The 4,855-nt window shown below is 50.7% G+C and carries 4 protein-coding genes; 1 reads left to right on the top strand and 3 read right to left on the bottom strand.

What is annotated here, in order from left to right; translation table 11 throughout:
* From ACOJTG_RS14620 to ACOJTG_RS14610, 3 genes are all read right to left on the bottom strand, one after another.
* Positions 1-443: ABC transporter ATP-binding protein (locus ACOJTG_RS14620; protein ID WP_420154505.1), on the bottom strand; the 443-nt coding region annotated here is incomplete at its 3' end.
* Positions 444-841: 398 nt separating this feature from the next.
* Positions 842-2,290, bottom strand: a complete 1,449-nt coding sequence (locus tag ACOJTG_RS14615; RefSeq protein ID WP_420154504.1) for a TolC family protein — start codon at positions 2,288-2,290, stop codon at positions 842-844.
* On the bottom strand, positions 2,287-3,534 hold the full coding sequence (locus ACOJTG_RS14610; protein WP_420154503.1) for an efflux RND transporter periplasmic adaptor subunit: 1,248 nt from the start codon (positions 3,532-3,534) through the stop codon (positions 2,287-2,289). The genes ACOJTG_RS14615 and ACOJTG_RS14610 overlap by 4 nt, the downstream gene beginning before the upstream one ends.
* 855 nt (positions 3,535-4,389) lie before the next feature.
* On the opposite strand from ACOJTG_RS14610, the gene ACOJTG_RS14605 reads away from it, so the two are divergent.
* Positions 4,390-4,851, top strand: a complete 462-nt coding sequence (locus tag ACOJTG_RS14605; RefSeq protein WP_420154502.1) for a hypothetical protein — start codon at positions 4,390-4,392, stop codon at positions 4,849-4,851.
* The last annotated feature ends 4 nt before the right edge of the window (positions 4,852-4,855 follow it).

Below are 4,855 nucleotides of genomic sequence, written 5' to 3'. Positions count from 1 at the left end.
TGTTTCTGTCCACCCGAAAGCTGCTTGGGAAAGTGTTTCATCCGGTTACTCAGACCCACTTTTTCCAAGGCTTGCTGAGCCAGTTCGCGGCGTTGTTTCGCAGTAGTACTCCGGTACAGCAAAGGAATTTCTACGTTATCGAGTACCGACAGATCATTGATCAGGTGAAAGCTCTGGAAAATAAAACCCAGTTTTTGATTCCGTAAATGGGCCAGAGCCTTGTCTTGATACCGTTCGACGCGGCTACCATCAATTTCAATGTGTCCGCTGGAAGGTTCGTCGAGTAATCCCATAATATTCAGCAGCGTACTTTTGCCACAACCCGAAGGTCCCATGATGGACACAAATTCGCCCCGGTTCACCGTCAGGTTAATGTTATTCAGGGCCAGCGTTTCCACTGAGCTGGTTCGGTACACTTTCTCAACGTTCTGTAACTTGATCATAAGGTTTGTCAGGTTAACTACTGATGTTTTATTAATACTGATGTTTTGAATTCATTTTTTAGTGACAATACCCGTCATGCGTACCAACCCAGGCTCCGCCTAACAACCACTCCACTACTCCTTTTGGCCTATAACAAGAATCACTAACAACTAATGAAATACCCAAAGATGCCCCCCCCCGCCCTAGAGCAACGGAACGACCTACGGCAGCCGTAACGCGGTGGCCCAAAGCAGGCTGTCATTAGGCGTGGAGAGGTCCAGCCTGGAAGGCTCTAGGGTTACCGAACAGCCAAGGTTACGGGACCAAACTCAGTCTAGGTGAATAACGAAACACCTTGGGACTAGCAGCCAACCAGTCCTGAAGACCCAAATCAGTCTTAACATGACCCAGAACTAAATTATTCATAACGAATCTTTTCCTTCCGCTCAAAGTCATACAGCGTCAGCAACCGCAGACTGTAGTACGACTGCCAGTAATCCCGCAGAGCCAGAATGTAATCCCGTTTGGCCCGGTCCTTCTCCTGCGTGGCAATGGCCAGATCCGTTACGCTCATATTGCTTAAAATAAATCGCTCCTGAGCAATCTGGTAGCGGTTGGCCGCAATCTCGTCGGCCAGCCGCGTAAGCCGTACCTGTTTCTGGAGCATCTGTAAGAGCGTCACCTGCGTGAAAATCTGCTGTTCGAACGTTAGCTTATCCTGGTCTACCGACTGCTGGGCAAACTCCCGGTTCGCTTTAGCCACCTCCGTGCGAGCTTTATTTCGTCCCCAGGTCAGAATGGGCAGCGTAAACTGCAACTCCACGAACTCCCGATCCTGCGGTTTACGGTAGACATCCATCGGCTGACTACCCCGGTTCGACAACCCGAACGTGGCGTTCAGCGAGGCGTTCAATCCATTTTCCTTCACGGCCTGCTGTACATCGCGTTCGGCTTCCAGCAGGCGACGACTAAATGCTACGGCATCGGCCCGGTTTGCGAAGGCTTCGTCAATGGCCTTTTGCGGCTCCACGACAAACTCCCGCAGTTGGGTCGGAATTTCCAGTTCGGGCATTCGATCATTCCGAAAACCGATGTACCGATTCAGTTGCAACGAAGCTACCGTAGCCGATTGCTGTGCCGAGGCCAGGTCTTTCTCTGCCGTCAGTACCCCCATTTGCAATTGCAGCAGGTCATTCTGCGAGATGCGTCCCAACTCCAGTTTATGCTGGGCAATTTTATAGAGCGTGTCGTTATTCTGACGGTTTTTCTCAGCAATCTGTAAATTCACCTGAGCAACCAGCAGATCGAAATAATACCCCGACGCTTGCAGAGCTACTTCTTCCATCGACGAAAGGTACTGCTGCATGCCTTCTTGGTATTTCAGCGGCTGAATGCGGCGGTCCCATCGCATGGCATTGTAACGGAACAGGGGTTGCCGGATACCAATTTCAAAGGGGACGCCATTGTACCGCGTGTTGTCGCGGGCAAAGTCATCAAAGCGTTGTAACTGATTTTGCACGTACAGCGTACCGCCCGTCGGGGCAATGCTCTGGCTCAGCGACAGGCTCAGCAAGGAATTATTGTTCGATACGGGCTGAAAAGCAATCGTACCGTCGGGTTGCACGACTTCAATGTACGAACGGGTAAAACCGGGCAGCGTACCATCCAGACTCAATTGGGGTCGGTAATCCGCTAGAAAAGAGCGGTACTGCCAGTACGTAGTCTTTTTCTGGGTAATAGCCTGTTTAGCGGCGATGGATTGATTACGGGCTTGTTCCACCGCCTCCACCAGCGTGAGTTTGTATTCCTGAGCCCAGAGTGTACCAACATTCCACAGCATCAGCAGGAGAAACGCGTAGATTTTCATGGCTTGATACTGATTTCTTCCAGGTGCTGATACTGATTTAAGTCCGTCAGAATGACCCGATCGCCTTCCTTCAATCCGCTTTTAATTTCCACGAAATCGAAGTTGGAGCGTCCGATTTCTACTTCCCGCCGATACGCTTTGTTGCCTTCCCGCACGTAGACGTACTGCTTGCGTTTACCCGTAAAGGCGGGGCCATTCGCTACCCGCAGCGTTTGCGTACTGCGATCGGTGACGACAAATACGTCCACTTTCATGTTGGGTCGTAACAGCGTACTCTGGGCGTTATCGAGCTGGATGACGAACTTGACGATCCCATTACTGATGGCGGGTTTTACCTGCGTAATCTGGCCCCGAAGCGTTGTATCGTTTATTTTTAAGATGACGGGCAAGCCGACTTTCACCTGATCAGCATAGATGTCGGAGCAGGAGCCATCCACCCGGAAACTGCCCAGATCGGCCACTTTCGCCAGCATTTCGCCTTCGTTGACGGATGAACCAATATTTTCGTTGACCCAGGTGAGGACCCCCTTGCGGTCGGCCACGATGTCCGCCCGTTTCAGTTTATGTTCCAACTCTTTGAGATTCTTGCTTTCGATCTGGGCCCCCAGTTCGGTTTCCCGCAGGCTGGCTCCCATCGACTGCCGATTGTAGGTCAGATCGTTTTCGAGCTGCTGCTTTTCGAGTTCGGCGATCTTCAGAGCGTTTTCTGCCCGGGTGATGTCTTCACGGGTACCACCGCCTACTTTCTGCAAGCGACGGGAATCTTCAATGTCCGCCCGAAGTTTGTTGATATTAAGTGACTTGATTTTATCACTGATTTCGGCGTCGTACAGGTTCTTATTGAGCTTCATTCGCAACTGATCGATGCCGTTGCGTTTTAGCTCCAGCTGATCCTGCATTTTCTCGTATTCAATCTGCGTCAGCGATTTGTCCAGTTCGAGAATGGCCTTACCCGGCTCGACGGGCGTACCTGTCGTGAGCAGTACCCGTTTGATACTCGCCCGAATGGGACTAGTCATAATTTGTTCATACGCCGGAATGACTTCACCCGTAGCGGTCAGCGTATTTTCTACGTCGCCGACGCTCACCGGAGCGGTCCGTATCCGCGAGCCTTCGATGGAGCTTTCCAGCGTGCTTCGAACGCCGTAAATACCTGCTATTAGAGCTAGTAGTAGGCCGGAGGCCACCAGCCATCGTCGGTTGCGTTGTCGCGTTCGGTATTCTGCCTGTACTTCCCGATCCATGGGTACTAAAAGGTTGAAAAATGAAGTGATACTACCCTTTAGTACATGCCACAAGCGTGCCACAACGTATGTAATTGTATTTCAAAGACTTACCAAAACCAATGCATTGCAAAAGTGTGCGATACCGCACGCGTTGTGTCAAATCGCACGGCTTGTCCTGGCGAGTATGTGGATGATTTTTTAAGTTATTTTTTTGCCTTGGACAGAGCGAGCTTGGTTCTTTGAAGACGGCTGGTTATTGAGTCTCTAGGTATTTCACCAGGAAACCTGACTAACTATTAAGTAGTGCTACTGAGTCACTATTTCGCCCCGCCGAGATGGCTGATCTTTTAGTCTCTATCGCGAACGCTGCTGATTTCCTCTTGCTCAGGGCTACCGCATTGCTGCGGACATAAGCGGCTTAAGCCCGGCATGGGATGCCCCGCATGGAATGCGATAGGACGGGGTGCGGGTTTGTACTGTCCACTATACCAATTCGCCAATAACTAATAACTAATAACAATCAATTAACAACTATTACTAAAAGATACAAACCTCTCCCGCCCCTGAGCCACGGAATGACCTATAACAGCCGCAACGCGTTGGCTCTGAGCAGGTTGTCACTAGTCGTGGAGGGACCCAGTCTGGAAGGCTCAGGGGATACCGAACAGCCATGTCTGCGGGAACAAACCCAGTCTAGGTGAATAACGAGCTTCTAAAACGGCCAAGGCAATGCCTAAATCCCAGCCCCAATTCAACCCCACCTTTCTGCACTCAAACCATCATTCCTGGCAATTGACGAACACTGGCCTACTACGGGGCTAAGCCATAAGTGCACCTTTGCTGCCGACAATCAATCTTCAATCTTTTCATTCTATGAATGCTTTTTCCTTCGTCAGTAAGTCGCTTCTCGTCCTATTTGTATTGATCGCCAGTCTTAGTTCCTGTAAGAAATCCGAAAAAGATCCGGAACCCGAGCCCGAGCCGCAGCCCGTAACGGACTTGGCCACGAAAGTGGTGGGTAAGTATGTTTTCAAGAAAATTGTTGTTAACAGTAAACTGGAATATACCGCTGAAGAGGCGGGCATGCAGGGCTCGATTACGCTGACGCAGGAAGCCACTTCGAAAGTGTCCATGGCCATTAAAATTCAGCATACGGACGATAACTCCGATTTTCTCAATCAGGTGGTAGACAACCTGGCTGTGACCGAAGGCTCGGCTGGCGGATACGTACTCAGTGCCAATGGCAACCAGCTCGCCACAACCGCCGGAAAAACGCTTACGCTGGTGGTAACCGATGCCGAGGGCAATCGCTATGTACTGACGAATACAAAATAGTACG

The organism is Siphonobacter sp. (assembly GCF_048595215.1).
Lineage (GTDB): Bacteria > Bacteroidota > Bacteroidia > Cytophagales > Spirosomataceae > Siphonobacter.
Note: the sequence above shows the minus strand (reverse complement) of the source record. Positions and strands in the feature narration are given on the sequence as shown.